The sequence below is a fragment of the Listeria booriae genome (assembly GCF_000766865.1).
Lineage (GTDB): Bacteria > Bacillota > Bacilli > Lactobacillales > Listeriaceae > Listeria_A > Listeria_A booriae.
The window spans coordinates 267,671-284,756 of record NZ_JNFA01000024.1 but is presented as its reverse complement, the minus strand read 5'-3'; the positions used below and the strand labels follow the sequence as shown (position 1 = coordinate 284,756).

The window sequence follows — 17,086 nt, the reverse complement described above, 5'->3', positions numbered from 1 at the left end:
TGTACCTCTTATCTCTATTGATTCAGCGCTCGTTTCAACTTCAATCGCCGTTTTGCCTTTTCTCTAAACTCCGCCGTTAGATTAAAGTCTTCCAATACAACTTTCTTCTCCGGGTTTTGATAATACCATTTTCCTCGTAATTCCCAAGGTCGCAACTTAATTTTTGTCGTGGAGATACTGCCAACCGGCCGCACCACAACATCCCAAATGCGCTGCGCTTCTTTTCGCTTCACAACACTCGCCTGCTTCGTTGCAAACAGCGTCTTCACTGCAAAAAAGCCATCACCTGGAAATTCCGTTCGAGCTTCCTCCACTTGACAAATCAGCTCGGCGTGCCCATTTTTATGCCATTTCTTGCTCATCGTAACGACAGGAATATCTGCTAATTCCGCCGTTTCAAACTGGACGGGCCAGCCGTTTTTGCGCAATGAAAGCATCATTTCCTTCACCACTTGCGCGGTATCCAATTCCCAAATAAATCGCGCCTCAATTTCACTAAAAATCTGCTGAAAACACGACACAAACGCCGCCTGCTCATCCTCTGTCAACACTTCTCGAAAATACACATTCTCTTTATAAAAATACAATTTCGCGTGATAACTAATCAAATATTGCACATAAGGAATCACTTCGCCAAATTTTTCCTTGGATTCCTGCAAGTACGACTGATAAACAGCCTCCATAAACGGCTGGTAGCGCGACTTATTTTGCCATGACTTATTTACAAGTGATTTCTTTTCTTTCATATCGCGGTAGTAAAAATAGCCAACATCCGCGACAACACCATACTTCTCGTCGGTCAGCAGTAATTTCGTAAGCAACAATTGGTCTTCACCAAAACGCAATGATTCGTCAAAAGCAAGATGTTTCAAACTGCTAAAACGTAAAAAGGTTCCGCCGATATAAAAATGGATGGCTTGGTGTTCTTTTTGGATGTCAATGACGCGGGTTCCTTGTTCGAATCGCGTATTTAGTTTATGCGTTCCTATTTTTCTGCGTGAACCGTAATCGTCTAAATAATAAAAAGGCGGCACCATCATGTTTATTTCGTCGTGCTGCTCGGCAAAGCGAGCCATTTCGCGTATCATATGTAACGAATATACATCATCTGCATCTAAAAAGCCAACGAAATCAATGCCTTCTTTTATGTGCATTAAGCCGATGTTTCTAGCGCGTGCTGGTCCGCCATTCTTGATTCGGATGTGGACGATGTTGTTTGGGTGTTTGCGAGCGAATTCGTCGGCGATAGAGCTGCTATTGTCTGTACTTCCGTCGTTTATGAGTAGGATTTGAATGTTTTCTGTGAAGTTGTATGATTGTTTGATAATGCTCGTGATTGATATGTCTAAGCGTGCTTCGGCGTTGTAGAATGGGATTATTATTGCGAATTTCATGGGTTCACCTCCGTTAAAAGGGCTATATCGGTTTGATGGGATATAGCCCTGGGTTTGTTGAGTTATTTGGTTCTTAAAAGATGGGGCTTGTTCTCGCCCGTTTGTTTTTGTTTAATAATGGAATGGTGGGTTCGGAAGTCTGCGCGCTAGCTTGCATGGTTTCATTGTTTTGCGATCGTGTTTTCTACGAAAGACATTGCATGATAGGCACTACTCTGTCCTGGCTTCCGGCCTCAACAGCCAGCCCTTCGGAGCTTTCACAGCCTCCGCAAAATCCGAAAGAGGGATTTTACTGCGCCTGCTCCAAGCTCTTTCAGGGCTAAACGGGCTGTTTCGGCACTAGATTTTCCACTCCATCACGCTCTTACCCCACGGGCTGCGGAGGTCGGCTTCGAAGGCTTCGATTACGTCTTGGATGCATTTTACTGTGTGGACTTCGCCTACTAGGTTTTGGAGGTATTCGACGCCGCGTTTGTTTTCGCTTAGGAATTCGACTGTTTTTTCGAAGTCTATGCGGCCGCTGCGGCTGCTTCCGTATACGGTTAGGCCTTTTTCTAGCACCATACGGGAATTGAATTCGATTGGGTATTCGGATACGCCCAGTAAGGAAATCGTTCCTTCTGGTTTGATTAGATCAATGATTTGGCTTACTGCATACTCGCTACCACGTCCGCCTGCGCATTCGAAGGCTTGGTCTATGACTAGGTCAGCTGGGACGTTGTCGATAGAGAAGGCTTCGTCGACAAACGAGAAGAAGTCTAATTTATATGGTGTTTTTCCGAAAATGTAAACTTTGCTTTCTGGATACCAGTTTTTTAGTAGTAATGCTGTGATGAAACCTAGATTTCCGTCGCCCCATACGCCGAATGATTCGCGGTTCGCATTGGCTTTCTCGTCGAATCGTAAAATCGCATGAACGGCTACGGAGATTAGTTCTGAAAACGCGGCTACACGTGGGTTAATGTCATCTGGAAGGACAACGACACGGTCGCGGCGCATGAAAACGTAATCTTGCATTAAGCCATCGTAACCACTTGAACGGAACTTGCTGGAACGCAAATAGTTCTCGTCGATGATTGGATCGGTTTCCATAGGCGTATTTGGAATCATGACTACTTTTGTACCTGGTTTGAATTCTTTTGTTGCGTCATACACGATTTCGCCGATACCTTCGTGAATCAGCGCCATCGGTAGTTTTTTTGAAAGCATTTCTTTTCCGCGAGAACCGGTATAATAGCGTTGATCCGCGGCACAAATCGATAAATGGGTTGGGCGAACAACGACTACATCTTCATTCAAAGACTCATCCACATTGGCAACTTCGAATTGTCGCTCCGATACTAGTCGGTATACTTGATTAATCATTGGCAATACGCTCCTGAACAATCGCATTAGCCACTTTTAGATCGTATGGTGTTGTAATCTTGATATTGAAGATTTCGCCCTTCACAAGCTTCACGTGATCTCCTGCAAGCAAGCAAATCTTACAAGCATCCGTCAAAATTTGTTTCTCATCTGCCGTTAGCTTCTGATAATGGTCGTATAGCTTCTTAATGTTGAAGCTCTGCGGTGTTTGACCTTGGTACATATGGTCACGAACTGGAATGTCCGTAATAAAATCATGATTCGATGATTCTACAATCGTGTCAATCGCTTCGATAACTGTGTCAACCGCGCCAGTTTCAAGTGCCGCGTCGATATTATCCTCGATAATCCGGTGCGTTAAGAACGGGCGAACCGCGTCATGCGTAATAATAACATCGTCGTCATTCAAGCCAAAATTCGACTCAATATAACGGATGCCATTCATAATCGTTTCATTCCGATCCGAGCCGCCTTCAATGACAACCACACGATCATCTGACACATATTTCTTAATATTATCCTCCGCGTGATTCATCCATTCCTTCGGTGACGAAATGATAATCTTATCAAAACGGTTATTCAAAATAAACTTCTCCACGGTATGCACAATAATCGGCTTACCATTCAAGGATAGAAACTGTTTTGGCATGCTGACGTTCCCCATCCGCGTACCTTTACCTCCAGCTAAAATTTGAGCGTATATCATTCTCTAATCTCCTTTAACTGTTTTTTTATGTTGATATGTTTTATTGTAACATAGAAGTGTCAACTTAAACTAGCGCTTACTCATAAATTCTATCTAATACGCTCGTTTACTCTGGGTACGCATGTTCGGTTTACCAAAAAATCATAAAAGCTTGTAATCGTCCGTCGCTATAACGTATAATTAACCTGTATCTATATCCTAAATAAAATTTAAGGAGAATGTAACTATGAAAGTAAAAAAAGCAGTTATTCCTGCAGCAGGTTTAGGAACACGTTTTCTACCTGCCACAAAAGCAATGCCTAAAGAAATTCTACCCATTGTTGATAAACCTACTATTCAATATATTATTGAAGAAGCCGTTGCAGCTGGCATTGAAGATATTTTAATCGTCACGGGTAAAGGAAAACGAGCTATCGAGGATCACTTCGATTCCGTACCTGAACTTGAGAACAATCTTCGAGACAAAAACAAGCTAGAGCTACTTCATCTCGTGGAAGAGACAACAAATATCAATTTACATTTCATACGCCAGTCCAAACCAAAAGGTCTTGGTGATGCCATTCTTCAAGCAAAAGGATTTGTCGGAAATGAGCCATTCATCGTTATGCTTGGTGATGACATTGTAGAGTCGAAAGTTCCTTGTGCCAAACAGCTGATGAATCAATACGAGAAAACACATAGCTCAATTATCGGCGTACAAAGTGTTCCACATGAAGAAACCTACCGCTATGGTATTATTGATCCAATGAATGAATACAGCAAAGGTTTGTATAATGTAAAAGGATTTGTCGAAAAGCCAACGCCTGAAGAAGCTCCATCTGATTTAGCAATCCTTGGTCGTTACTTGCTTACACCACAGATTTTTGATTTCCTAGAAACACAAGAACCAGGTGCAGGCGGAGAAATCCAACTAACAGATGCCATTAATAGTCTAAATGAAGTACAACGTGTTTTTGCATATGACTTTGAAGGCGAGCGGTTCGATGTAGGAGATAAATTCGGTTTTATCAAAACAACGATGCAATTCGCGCTAAGACACCCAGAAATTAAAGATGACGTCGCAAAACTTGTCGATGACCTTTATCAACAAATCCACAAAAAAGACAAAAAATCAAAATAACAAAAGGAAGGTATGATGGACAAACGTTCACCGTACCTTCCTTTTTGTATTAGTAAACCAAATTTTTACTCTCATGCTCAAAGTACAGGTTAAAGCACTTTGCCACAGGTCTTATCGAATTTAAGCCCTGTGCTTTATATGTTGCGTTCGTTGCACGTCGATAATGCCTCAAATAGTACTGCTTCGTTTGATAGTGCGTCTTATCAAATAACACCTTCAAGAACCTTAAATATGCTGCAACAAATAATTTATCATTTTGCCACATCATATAGTTAGCAACTGGAAAGTGAATATAGAAATATCCTGAAGAAACAAGCGCACTAACCAACCTCTTATCTTGCCCCTTTAGAAAATCAGTAAATATTTCAAGCCCATTCCGTGCCTCAACTAGTTTACCACTCATTAAATTCTGGTTGAATGCCGGGCCTAGTTTGTTTCGGATGAGGTAATTAAACATATTTTTATCAAAGTCTAGCAATTCTAAGCTCAGAGTTGTGTATTTATCTTCTAGTTCTCGGAAATAACTCCAGCAAGAAACCATCTCGCTTACCGTGTAATCAGTAAAAATCGCTTCCTTTTCCGTCGCATCTTCCAATACACGGTGCTTCCAAATCATTTTCGACTGTTGAAAAATATCAATTAGCTTCACAGAGCCTTCTACTCTATTAAAATATTCTCTCAGAAAACTTGTTTTGTATAAAACATAAGCCCCCATCTCAGCTAGTAACATGTGTGGATCCTGCTCTAAATAAGTACTAACAGGTTTAGGCTCGTCCTCCCCTAAAAACATAAGTTCAGAAGTCATCTCATATTTCTCATTATCTGGTAGTTTACGTAAATGCTGTAAAAAAGCTGGGTTTTGGTTAAAAAGGTGGATATCAGCCCCGTCCATATTTTCAGGAAAGTTATTCATATAGTATTGCATTTGTAGTGCTAATCCCCGCTCATCTTTTGGAGCCACAACTACAAAATCAGCATCTGTACTAACAGCAACTGCCCTTACCTGCTCACAGAAATCCGAATTTCCCCAACTTTTTTCAATATCATTAAAAATTAGCTGCTCTAATACTATAGACATCACTTGGTACCCCCCTTATCTGCGTTTTCCACATATGTTTCTACAAATCTTTTCGTTGATTGGCCATCTAAACTACCAACAAATTTCTTCTTAAATTCATCCAAGCCTGCATAATCATATACTTCCTCTTGTATTGCCTGAATAAGCGGCATCGTCTCTTTAAAAATAGCCCCTGGAATCATCGTCTTATAGTCGAAATAAAAACCACGTTCATCCAAATAATCATCGATATCATATGCAAAGAAATACATCGGCCGATTCATCAAACTAAACTCAAAAATAACGGAAGAATAGTCCGTAATTAACGCATCACTAAACAGCATCAAGTCATTGATATCATGATTAATCGACAAGTTTAATATGAATGGATCATCTTTTTCAACATTAAAGGAAACATTTTTGATAACTGGATGGAATTTCAAAATCAAAATATGCGTCTCACCAAGTGATTCTTTCATCTTAGCGATATCAAGTACGACACTGTAATTAAATCTTTCGTTGGGACCTCCACGGAATGTCGGCGCATAAAGTAAGATCTTTTTATCTCGCAGCTGTGGATATTTCTTGTAATATTTCTCTTTTACATAACTCGTATACTCCTCATCAAAAAACATATCCGTCCGAGGTACGCCAATCGGTTTAATTTGGTTTTCTTGTTTTCTAAAAGCATCCGCATACTCCGAAATAATACCCTCAGAGCTAACAAGCACATCTGTATACGACGAGTGTGCACGCGTTTCAAACTCTTCGGTGTTCGCATCTGTTCCTTCAAGCGAACTAAAGCCAAATTTCTTGAAAGCGCCGGTCGCGTGCCAAGACTGAATGACATGCGTTTTCTTATTGAACTTAAGCCCGTATATTTTGTTATAGTAATCATCGAGTACAATCGTTTGTGCGCGACCTAACGCATAATGCAATTGAAACATCTCAAACCAGTTCCGGTTTTTACGTAAAAAGACATACACTTTTTGAGGCATATCCTTATAGAACAAATAATCGTAAATCGCTAATAAATTACCTTCTAATCGTGTACCGCGCTCTGTCGCTAAAATGATTTGATTTTTTTTACGTGGCATCCAGCTAGCTATTGTAAAAATAATACGGCGACTAACTTTTCGAATCAAAATTGGTGCTTTTAATTTGCGACGTATGATAAATTTTAAGGATATTTTTCGAGCACTTCGCCAATTATCCGCATCAATTATCTGCAATGCCGCATTCATGTGTATTGGATATGCTTTTTGAAACGCCTTTTTAGCCTCATTATCCTGTCTGCTCCACAAATACGCAATGAGCTTCCGGTAATTATCTTTATTATCCTTTGTAATATAGCGCACTCGTTCAATGCAACTATACAATAAGAAATATCGAAAAGAAGAAATAATATTTAAAAAGTCATCTGATTTAGACTTAAACCAATCCAGTGTCATTGTAAACGCAATTTCCTGATTCTCACTCTTTTTACTTTCAATTGCTGCTCTGAGCGCACCCCACAATTCAATGCTCGCAACACGCTGGTAATATTTCAATGCAACCTCATATTCCGTGTTGTTTTTCTCAAGCTCTATTTCTCCATAATCAAAAATTTGGAAAACGGACTTCAAAATACGGATAGGATCCTTATTTACAGACTGCGTTAATGATTGCGATTCCCCGTCCCGAAGCCGGTAGTAATAAACCACTTTCTCAACGGTATAAATCTCCTCGGCCTGCAATAAAGCGTGCAAAACAAAAGGTTGATCCTCACCATAACGAATATTTTCTGGAAAAAACACACCATCAATGAGTGAATGATGATACAATTTAGCACAGGGTCCAATCGAAAAAAACAACTCAGGATTTTTTAATAATGTCTTCATACCTGGTTTGGCAATGTTATGCTTAATATGCATCGGGATGAACCATTCGCTATTTGAGTTAAAACGCTTTGTGGCACCTGTGATTAATTTCGATCCCGTCGAGATAGCCGCCTCATACATTAGTTGCAGCGAATAGTTTGGCAGAATATCGTCACTATCTACAAAACAAATATACATTCTATCTGCTATACGCAATCCATGATTTCTGGCAGAGGCCGGTCCACCATTTGGCTGCGAATAGAGTCTAAAATTGGGTTTATCTTGTATGTATTGATTTACAATTTCTGTAGTCCTATCTGTTGAACCATCATCAATCATTATCACTTCATACATGTTAAACGTTTGTTCTTGAATGCTTTCCAAAGTCTCAAGGATTACTTCCTCGACATTATAAAGCGGAATAATGATACTTATTCCTAATTCTCGATTTTCTTCCATATTTGTAATTGAATCACTGCTCATTTTTACAGACTCTCCCTAATTTGAAATATAAATGTCACATATCTATCCCTTAATTCTATCCATTCATCCTCTACAAGTCAATCGTTTATTCAAGAGATGCGTAAAATCATCTATAGATATTCTGTTATCTTTGATATCCAATAAGTCGAATGCTACTTCCATACCACGATATAATTTCCTCCATGTTCTTTTTTGTAGGGCGTTTCGTGAATCTATGCTAAAATATATACTATGAAAACTAAAATTTTAAGGAGATACAAATGAAGATTCTTATTAAAGACATTCAGTTAATAGATAATAAAACATGGAAAATATTCGGTATTTCAGAACGAAAAATCACTAGTATTCAGGCTTATTTTAATGATTCCCGTGAATATGTACATCCTGAGCAGAAAATAAATATCCCGTTTGAACAAGATACAAACATGTTCACTGCTACCATTTCAGTTGCTGACATCGCAAAGTATTCTATGGCAGACCAAGAGACTGATTGGAAATTTAAAGTGAACACAGATTATCCTTATACTAATTTGTGTACAGATGGCCCTATCACCAACAAGCCATTTCAGTCAGATTCATCGCTTTTTCGTTATCAATTTGAGTTTCCTCTAGGTATTCTTACACTTATTAGTAAGCCTTTAGAAGTCTCAACTCATTTAGAAAACTTCTCGATGGATGAACAGTCTGTATCTGGAGAAATTTCCATTAAACCATCGCTTACCGATAAGCTTTTCGAAGCTAGATTGCTTCTTAAGCGCCGTCCAACTGCTCAATTTTACTTATTTCACGAACAGCAGCAAGTATTTAATTTAGGAGCCGTTATGAATAATCGCATCACGTTCTCCATCCCACTTCAGGACATATCCTCTCAATTTTTAGTCGATGATAGCAATGTATTGGATGCCATTATCGAAATCGTACCTGTTGACATGGAAAAAGGAATTCCTACATATCTCTCTATTAGCTCAGAAGTAAAACCTACTGTTTCCCAAAATAGAAAAGTAGGTGCACCTCTTTTAGCTACATTACATGCTTATGTTACCGGTTCGAATCGATTATCCTTTCTTTTCAAGAAAAATCGTCAAGGTATCGCTACACTTACGCAACTTAGCGACACAGGGGAAGAATTTAAATTCCAACTTAAGCCTGAGAGCGATATTAAGTTTTCGCAAAGTCAAATCGTTGCCAAACGTCGTGATAAAAAAGATAAACTATTTGAATATAATATAGAACAAACTTGGCCCATCAAAAAAGGACTTAATAAATACAGCGCATCTATTAGTAAAAAAGATTTTCTAGCAGGGCCTGTCAATAAAGCCGATACTACTTGGGACTTTTATTTACGTTCGGAAAATTTACCCGATTTACCTATTATGGTTCCAGATATGGTTGACTTAAGCCCTTTGGAGTACTTTGATATTGCAAATGACCAATTTAAAGCTAAAATAACTAAAAACGGCTTGCGTAACTTATCTTGTTACACCATTAAAACACCAACAAATTCAGAAAACGTCACTAAAATTGCGATATTGGGCACTGATTTTAGCTACTCCGCCTTTAATTCTAGACCTTTTTTCAATCCTGATTACGAAGAATTTTTTGAATGTAGCATTATACAATCTCATTCGTCTATTATTAGCATGATGACTGAGCCTGCAAAGGATATTGATTTGACTAACTATCCGGATATAGTAGAGCAGCGACGTCCTATTATAGCAGAAGACTTGAAAAAAGAATTCTTTGCTAACCTAGAGGCATCTAATCCTGATTATTTCCTAATTGATCTTTATCCAGATGTTGTACGCCCAGTCATGTGGCTAAACGATAAGACCGCCATCACATTGTCTTACGTAGTGGAACAAAGTCAATTACTGAATGACCTCTCCTACGAAAAAATAGTGGATCATGTGGATAATGAAGCTTTCTTTCATGAATGGACCAAATATGCCGACCAATTCATTTCAAAGTTAACCGAAATAATCCCACCGAATCGCGTTATTTTAAACTCGGGCGGATTCACAACTTCGTATTATGCTAAAAATAGAGCTATTCTTGAGTATAAGGGTAAAATGGAAATCGAGCGAAATAATTATTTCTGGAATCGCCTAAACAATTATTTCATGTCCAAAATTCCTGAAGCAACCGTTATTGATTTCTCTAAAAAGCCTTATATCGGCGATTTTAACCATCCTTTTGGTCAATCTCCATCACATTTCGAGTCAACGTATTACAAAGATTTTTTGAAAGAACTCATCTACATCACTCAAAAATAATAAAAAAGTTTGGAGCCTCAGATAACAATGTCTGAAACTCCAAACTTTTTATTGATATTTAGGCACTTCAAAGTTTTGAATATAGCTTGTTAGTAAATTATAGATGTTATACATACTCGTTGTTTGACTTGTCGCCCATTTAATATCTGTTGCATATTGATGTACGCCAGGATTAGCAGGATTCCATCTCATTTTATAGAGTGTATCTTGTCCTTTGGATACATAGTTTTGCGCGACGAACTGCGCACCACCAATAATTGCTTTCTCTGGTGTGTCCCAACCTTGTTTATAGGCATACTCAGAACCACCTTTTAACGGGTTGCTATCTACAGCACCAATTCCATACATGTTATACACGGTTTTCGGTGTTACTGGTTTGCCATCGACATTACTTACTAATACACCATTGGCAAGTTGTGATGAACCATTTCCTGTTTCTAGCAGCGCATGCGACATCAAGTAGATTTCGTTTACTTTATATGTCGTAGCCGCCGTTGCAAAGCTTGCACCTTGTCCAGTTAAGATTCCTTTGTTAACAAGAACTTTACTGTTTACTTCAGCAACATTAATACCTGCTGCTTTTGACAGAACAAGGAATTGTAAATATTCTTTAGAACCCTTCGTAAAATTGTTTGGATTCATGTAAAATTGTACGTCTTTTTGGTAGGCATTAACCCATGCACGTGTGTAGTTGAATTTATACCATTTCGCGCCATCGGTTCCTGTTACAGTTCCTGTGATGGTGATAGTGACATCTTTTGCGAGCGGTCCAACAAGGAAGGCATTTGGATTTGCTGCATCTCGTACACTAGTTGCAGCGTTTGTTTTGCCTGTTGCGCCACCAGTATTTAACGTTACAAAATTACTGCGAACATAATTATTTGGTGGTTTCACGCTTGTTTGCGGCGGTGGTGATCCGGCCATTTGTTTGGCTAACGCCGAAGCAAGTGTGTAGTTATAAGGCATTGTTGTATAGTTTTGCTCGATGCCTGTGACATAGTTGATATTGAAAGAAAGTGCTGAGCTTCCCGTATCTTCCATGTATTCAACGATAAATTTATGATTTCCTTTTGTGAGCGGGATTGTTTCCTTGTAATTATTAAGTCCTGCTGTCCATTGTTCATACACAACTTGACCATCTACTTTTACGCGGATACGATCATCGGCGCGACCTGTCATTTCATAGTTACCATCTTTCGCCATGTTTAATGTTGCTTCATAGCGAGCCGTGAAGTTGTCACTAGGAATGCTTGGGTCTGGACTGCCTGCACCCCAGTTATCATTAATATTACTCATTGTTTTGTAGACTGGACGACCAGAGAAATTATTTGTTGGATAATATCTTGCTACCCACGTGTTGGAAGGTAAGATATTAAAATCAACAGATGCTGCCCCTGTGCGTTCCACATATTCCACTTTGACATTGTGCCAGCCAGCAGTTAATGCCACGACATAGTTTTCTTCGCGTACGTAAGTTTGATTCCGATTATCGAAAACAACCTTGCCATCAATTGTCACACGCATACCATCATCGGCACGCCCTACAATGTTGTAGTTTTGCGCTTTTGGTGCGTAGTATTGTTTCTCGATGACTGCGGAGAAATTGTCTGTTGGTATTGCTGGATCTGGACTACCGTATGCCCAGTTTTGATAAAATGCGGTTTGTGTGTCATATAATTTTGCCACATAATCACCTGTTAATGTGGTGTTTTTATAGTAACGCGCGAACCATTTATCTAGCTTTTCAATATTCATATTGATGGATGCTGCACCAGTCTTATGCTTATAGACAACAGAAATGGTATGTTTTCCTTTTGGAACCCAAATCACCTGATTGTACTGACCAGAAACGGTACCCATATTTTTACCATCCATATAAATAGTAGCTTCGTCTTTCACATCACCATAAAAGCGATAGTTAAACGCTTCGGGGGCATTGATTTGACGGTGTATTCTTGCAGAGAAATGATCGCTTGGCACTTTACTGTTCGGCGAACCAGTTCCCCAGTTCTTGGCAAGTGTTGTACCAATCACTTCGTCATACGCATATGGAAAACCTGATACAGTTTCATTAGCATAATATTTTGCATACCAAGAATTAGCGTCGATGAGGTCAAAGTTAATATAAGCGGCTCCACCGCCTTCTCGGAATTTAATCCGGATGTCGTGTGTACCTTTTGTTAAAGATACAACCGGATAAATTTCGCCACGCTCTGTCTTGTTCACAACTTGCTTACCATCCACATAAATAGCTACTGCATCGTCTACATTACCAACGATTCGGTAATCTTTCGCTTCAGTAACTTCGACTTGCTTATCCATAATACCTGTAAAATTGTCTTTGTTTACACTAGCGCTAGGAGAACCTGTCCCCCAATTTCGCGATAGTTTATTTGATGTCGAACCAACTGTTGTGTAAACGGAATTCAAGCCCCAAGTCGTGTTGTTAAAATACTGTTCATACCACGCGTTTGCCTTCACAAGATTCATCTGTACATGAGCTGCTCCAGTCTTTTCGCGATATTGAACGGTCACTTGGTGTTTACCTTTTGTCAGTGGGAGGGTATAGTTCAGATTATCCTGAAATGTATCCCAACTATTGACAACCGCTTTTCCATCCACATAAATACGTACGCCATCATCTACTTTTCCAACAAGACGATAATTGCCCGCTTCGGTGATATTGTATTGCTTCGAGAAGAAACCACTAAAGTTATCCACACCAATACCAGCACCTGGTGAGCCGTAGCCCCAAACTTTATTCAAGTAATTATCTGTCTTCAGATATTCTGTCAATTTCGGAATACCTGCCAAATTGTTATTAGGAAAATATACAGCGTTCCATTGGGCAGCAGGGACTAAGTCAGCCATAATATAAGCCGCACCGCCTGCTTCCAAATAGTCCACACGTATTTCATGCGTACCTGCTGTTAGAGGAATCGTCGTGTTTAGATTATCTGTGCTTGGTTTAAAATTATTAAACAAAAGCTTGTTATCTACATACACTCGGATTCCATCATCTGCACGACCAATAATACGGTAATCAGTCGCAGTACTTAGCGTAATATTTTTGCGAAAGGTTGCTGAAAAAGCATCTACTGGTAAAGCTGCGTTTGGTGAACCGTAACCCCAGTCTTTCTTGATTTTTGCACCGAGGTCTTCGGAACCTTTAATCGGCAAGCTCACCGTTTTGTTCGGATAGTATTGCGCACTCCAATTGTTACTCTTCGTAAAGTCTACCCAGAGTTTCGCGGCACTTGTTACTTCCACATACTCTACTTTAATCTTGTGCGTTCCCTTAGTAATACTAACCAATTCGTTGAGTTGGTGAACATTGTTTGTCCACTTATCAACTACCAATTTTCCATCGACATAGACTCTAACCCTATCATCCGCCACACCACTAATTCGATACGTCGCTGTTTCACTGAATGTCATGTCAGCTTCGTACTTCGCCGAAAAATTATCTTTATTAACTTTCGAACTTGGTGAACCATAGCCCCAGTCAAAATGAAGTGCTTTCTCCGTCTGTTTCAGGACCGGCGTGCCAGAAAGCGTTGTGTTATTATAGTAACTTGCCGACCAAGAAGTCGCCGTCGCTGCCTCCGCTTGTAACGGTTCTTTCGTCACAAAAAAAGTACAGGTTGCTATAACACCCAACGCTAATATTGCTATTTTTCTGATTGACCTTTACCTCCTTGAAATAATTTGTGTACCTCTCTATTATTTCACAGTTGGCAGTCGAAAACAACATTACAATTGTGTTATTTTGCACTATTGGATGGAACTATTTTTAGGGTCGTGCCATTAGGTAGATTGTAGTATTTTACAAAGTTTGTGGCTTGATAGCTAGGTATAATCGGTGTGCTCATCCATAAATATTGTTCATACGGTAAGCGTTTGATTGTAATAACTTTCGCACCTGCCTCAGCCTGTGCTCTCGCGCTTGCAATACGCGCATCATCGGACCTACCGATTTGCGTAAACATATACATGAAAGCAATCATAAACACAACTACAAGTGAAAACAACGGTACATATGCCGCTCGGAAATTCAAATAATTCTCTTCATACATAAAATGAATCGTCCTAACTGCAAAGAGAACAAAGAACATGTAGCAAATAATAAAGTTACGCGGACCAACAGGCGTTACGAAGAATAGTGGTGCAGCTAGCGTAACAACCGACAACAAGTAAAATGATAACTCTGTTTTCAAATTACTTCCTGGAATAAACATAATAACAATAGCAACAAGCACAAGGTAAAATGCTAGCGAGAAGAAAGCTTCAAATGTTGCTGTATTCGAAGACGAGATATGAAATACTTGCCCTACCACTGGTCGATATAATGGATAGACCGTTAAAATCATGATGAATACATTTTTGAAAATAAGTTGTAGTGTAGATAGGTTCTGCGCTACTTTTGTTAATACCAGAATCCCTATAATGGCCAAAACAATATTTAAACCAACATTGTTCATGACTAGGAATTGGTACATGGTTGTTTTAAAGATACCATAGATTTTCTCAATAAAGCCCACATCGTGATTAACTGTACGATATGTATCTTCTCCACTAAAAATCTTTGCATATGCGCCGTTTGAGAACATCCATACTGCGCCCGCAATCGTTGATACTAAATATAGAATGTGGAATAAGAAAAATTTACGGAACTTCACGAACGCTAAAACGATAATAAATACGCCGGCCATAATATTATACAATGTGGCATGTTCTACAAATAATTGTGAACAAAAACCTAGTGGTACCGCAAAAATGGTTAGGAAAATATTATACTTCGGTGCTTTATCGTAAAATACGTTTTTTACAATAAGTAAATAGACTAAAATACAAATCGCCGCGGTGTTGTAATTGGCGAAGCCCGCTGCCCAACCATACGTTTGCGCAAACATATTCGCTGGAACAACCAAGAATAACAGAAAACTTAGCAAATAGGCGCCGAGTGAATTTGTTTTTGCAATAACAGCTGGCAAAACAACCATCAACGCGCCAAATGCACCCATCATCAAAATACGGAACCAATCTATCCTTGTAATCAATATCTCTACAATGTTTCCAAGATACCGACCGTTGTAGTCAGCGAAGCCATTATGGTATCGTTTCATACCTTCAGCAATTCCCCAAGTCCAATCATCATGCGTCAAAGGCGTTCTAAATGCAATGTATAAATAAAACATAAATGCAACAAAACTTACCAAACTCAATAATTTCCAATTTCTCTCTGTTCGAATCATAATTAACCTACCTTTTTATTTCCTAATTTTAAATATTATCCACTTACTAAACACGTAATTCAACACAAGCACAATCACGTTCGTCAAAATTTTCGCCAGCAGTGCATTCGTTCCTAGCCCGCTTATTAGTATTACCATAACGGCTAAATCCACTAAATATGTTAAGAAACGGAAACCAAAGAAAGATGACGCTTCACGAGCCCGATCTTTCCAAGTTGGTGTATAACTTTCAAATACATACCGCTTGTTAGTCACATACGCAAACACAACGGATGCAATCCAAGAAACCGTGTTAGAAGTCACATAATCGATTCCAAAAACGGAATTACACAACCAAAACGACACAATATTCACGACGGTTGTAAAGCCACCCATAATGATGTACATAATAATACTATACAAATTGGCATGCGCTTTCCTAAAATTAGCTATTAGCTCTTGGATTTTTCTCATTTTATCGGCTCTCTCTCATCGTTGTATTCTTCTACAAAATAAAGCGGACGTCCTTTAACTTCATTGAAGATTCGCCCTAAATACTCACCAATAATTCCAATGGAAATCAGCTGAATCCCACCTAAAAACAAAATAACTATCAGTAGTGTTGGAAAGCCTGCGACAGCATTTCCAGTAACCAGCGTTGCAATGAATATGTATATCATATAAACAAACGCAGCAATCGATACAATAAATCCTAAAATAGAAGAAATTTTAAGTGGCGTAGTTGTAAATGATGTCATGCCTTCTAAAGCCAAGTTGAACAACGAACCGTAGTTCCATTTTGTCTCACCAGCCAGACGAGGGGCTGCATCAAATTCAATTTCTACTTTTTTAAAACCCATCCAGCTATACAAGCCCTTGGAGTAACGTTGAGTTTCCCGTAATTTTTTGAGTGCATCAATGCAACGGCGATCAAGTAAGCGGAAGTCGCCAGCATCAGGAAGAACTGGTGTTTTTGACATTTTTTGAAGCAATTGATAATATTTCTTCGATGTGTATTTTTTCAGCCATGTTTCGCCCTCACGAATTTTGCGTTTCGCATAGACGTCTTCATAGCCTTGTTCCCATAGTAGTAACATTTCTGGAATTAGTTCTGGCGGGTGTTGCAAATCGGCATCCATCGTAACCATTGCGTCGCCCTTCGCATAATCGAATCCCGCAGCCATTGCCACTTCTTTCCCGTAGTTCCGAGCAAGATCAACATAAGACACTCGCGGATCCTTCGCTCGCAATTCTTTCATAATTTGAACAGAATTATCGGAACTACCGTCGTTAATGAATAACAATTCGTAATCGTAACGATCTGAAACCGTGGCCATAACTTCCTTTATTCGATCATATAGGTGTGGTAGTACCTCACTTTCATTATAAGCAGGCACCGAAATCGTTAATAATTTCATATTTTTCTACATCCTCATTATTTTTTTGCATACTCAATCATTATAACAGAAAACATTTGCTGGCAAAAGGAAAGACTTGAATAAGCGCCTTGAAAAATGGAGACTAATCATGTGACAGCACCGTTTTTAGTACTTAAATAACTTACACTTTACTTTTCTTTATTAATATATTATACG

General features: G+C 39.1%; 11 protein-coding genes. 2 read left to right on the top strand and 9 right to left on the bottom strand.

The window, feature by feature from the left end:
* Positions 1–14: 14 nt before the first annotated feature.
* The 3 genes from EP57_RS10995 to EP57_RS10985 all read right to left on the bottom strand — a co-directional run bounded on the left by EP57_RS10995 (position 15) and on the right by EP57_RS10985 (position 3,465).
* The gene (locus EP57_RS10995; RefSeq protein ID WP_036086682.1) at positions 15–1,394 is read right to left on the bottom strand and encodes a glycosyltransferase family A protein; all 1,380 of its coding nucleotides are present in this window, start codon (positions 1,392–1,394) and stop codon (positions 15–17) included.
* Between the two features lie 339 nt (positions 1,395–1,733).
* The gene (locus EP57_RS10990; RefSeq protein ID WP_036086681.1) at positions 1,734–2,759 is read right to left on the bottom strand and encodes a ribitol-5-phosphate dehydrogenase; all 1,026 of its coding nucleotides are present in this window, start codon (positions 2,757–2,759) and stop codon (positions 1,734–1,736) included.
* Entirely contained in the window at positions 2,752–3,465 is a 714-nt protein-coding gene (locus EP57_RS10985) for an IspD/TarI family cytidylyltransferase (protein ID WP_036086679.1), read from the bottom strand. Before EP57_RS10985 ends, EP57_RS10990 begins: the two co-directional genes overlap by 8 nt.
* A gap of 226 nt (positions 3,466–3,691) precedes the next feature.
* On the opposite strand from EP57_RS10985, the gene galU reads away from it, so the two are divergent.
* On the top strand, positions 3,692–4,585 hold the full coding sequence (galU, locus tag EP57_RS10980; RefSeq protein WP_036086677.1) for a UTP--glucose-1-phosphate uridylyltransferase GalU: 894 nt from the start codon (positions 3,692–3,694) through the stop codon (positions 4,583–4,585).
* 49 nt (positions 4,586–4,634) lie between these two features.
* Here galU and EP57_RS10975 read toward each other — a convergent pair whose 3' ends face one another.
* Together EP57_RS10975 and EP57_RS10970 are read right to left on the bottom strand one after the other, a co-directional pair.
* The gene (locus EP57_RS10975) at positions 4,635–5,663 is read right to left on the bottom strand and encodes a hypothetical protein (RefSeq protein WP_036086675.1); all 1,029 of its coding nucleotides are present in this window, start codon (positions 5,661–5,663) and stop codon (positions 4,635–4,637) included.
* Complete coding sequence (locus tag EP57_RS10970; protein WP_036086673.1) at positions 5,663–7,984, bottom strand: bifunctional glycosyltransferase/CDP-glycerol:glycerophosphate glycerophosphotransferase; 2,322 nt, start codon at positions 7,982–7,984, stop codon at positions 5,663–5,665. The genes EP57_RS10975 and EP57_RS10970 overlap by 1 nt, the downstream gene beginning before the upstream one ends.
* A 260-nt stretch (positions 7,985–8,244) precedes the next feature.
* Between EP57_RS10970 and EP57_RS10965 the strand changes: the two genes are divergently transcribed.
* Positions 8,245–10,257 carry a DUF6270 domain-containing protein gene (locus EP57_RS10965; protein WP_036086672.1) on the top strand — a complete coding sequence of 671 codons (2,013 nt, stop codon included), beginning with the start codon at positions 8,245–8,247 and terminating at the stop codon, positions 10,255–10,257.
* Positions 10,258–10,305: 48 nt separating this feature from the next.
* On the opposite strand, the gene EP57_RS16525 is transcribed toward EP57_RS10965, so the two are convergent.
* The 4 genes from EP57_RS16525 to EP57_RS10945 form a co-directional block, all read right to left on the bottom strand.
* On the bottom strand, positions 10,306–13,917 hold the full coding sequence (locus EP57_RS16525; RefSeq protein WP_052167646.1) for a PA14 domain-containing protein: 3,612 nt from the start codon (positions 13,915–13,917) through the stop codon (positions 10,306–10,308).
* Positions 13,918–14,021: 104 nt separating this feature from the next.
* The gene (locus tag EP57_RS10955; protein WP_052167645.1) at positions 14,022–15,512 is read right to left on the bottom strand and encodes a DUF6056 family protein; all 1,491 of its coding nucleotides are present in this window, start codon (positions 15,510–15,512) and stop codon (positions 14,022–14,024) included.
* A gap of 15 nt (positions 15,513–15,527) precedes the next feature.
* Positions 15,528–15,965, bottom strand: coding sequence for a GtrA family protein (locus EP57_RS10950; protein WP_036086670.1), 438 nt, complete (start codon positions 15,963–15,965; stop codon positions 15,528–15,530).
* Positions 15,962–16,909, bottom strand: coding sequence for a glycosyltransferase family 2 protein (locus EP57_RS10945; protein WP_036086667.1), 948 nt, complete (start codon positions 16,907–16,909; stop codon positions 15,962–15,964). Before EP57_RS10945 ends, EP57_RS10950 begins: the two co-directional genes overlap by 4 nt.
* Positions 16,910–17,086: the final 177 nt, after the last annotated feature.